Source organism: Mesorhizobium sp. M1A.F.Ca.IN.020.06.1.1 (genome assembly GCF_004023265.1).
Classification (GTDB): domain Bacteria; phylum Pseudomonadota; class Alphaproteobacteria; order Rhizobiales; family Rhizobiaceae; genus Mesorhizobium.
On sequence record NZ_RZSR01001782.1, the window covers coordinates 1 to 473 of the forward strand.

Annotated in this window: 1 protein-coding gene; it reads right to left on the minus strand. The window is 68.7% G+C overall.

Annotation, left to right across the window (positions count from 1 at the left end):
- The coding region (locus EOA60_RS36870; RefSeq protein ID WP_128312822.1) for a hypothetical protein at positions 1-473 on the minus strand (473 nt) is incomplete at both ends.

The following is a 473-nucleotide window of genomic DNA, read 5'->3' on the forward strand; positions in this document are numbered from 1 at the left end:
GTCGTCCGGCGTCGGCGGCAGGAAAGCGCGCAGCGAATTGTCGGCCATCAGGTGGAAGAGGTGCGCGTCGACGACAGAGCTGCGCGCCGACAGCAGGTTGGAGGGCTGGTCGTCGACGAAGGCGACGGGCCGGCCCTTGGCGCCGCGCAGCTTGGCGATGGCTGGGCCCTTTGCCATTTCCGTGGTCAGCAGCGGGTAGTTCAGGCCCAGCACGTCGAGATGCGCCCGGCGCACGGCGCGGTGCTTGTGTGGCATCGCGGTCAGGAGCACGATCTCGGCGCGCTGTCCGAGCGACGCCAGCGCCTCCGCGGCGCCGTCGGTGATGCTTTGCCAATCGGCCTGGGCATCGAAGAAATCGTCGAGAAGCGCCGTCACTTCCGCCTGCTCAATCAGCCGGCCGGACGCCATCTCGGCGATGTTGCCGGTGAGGCGGAAGGAGGCGAGAGTCAGCCCGAAGCCGCGCGACTTCAGGT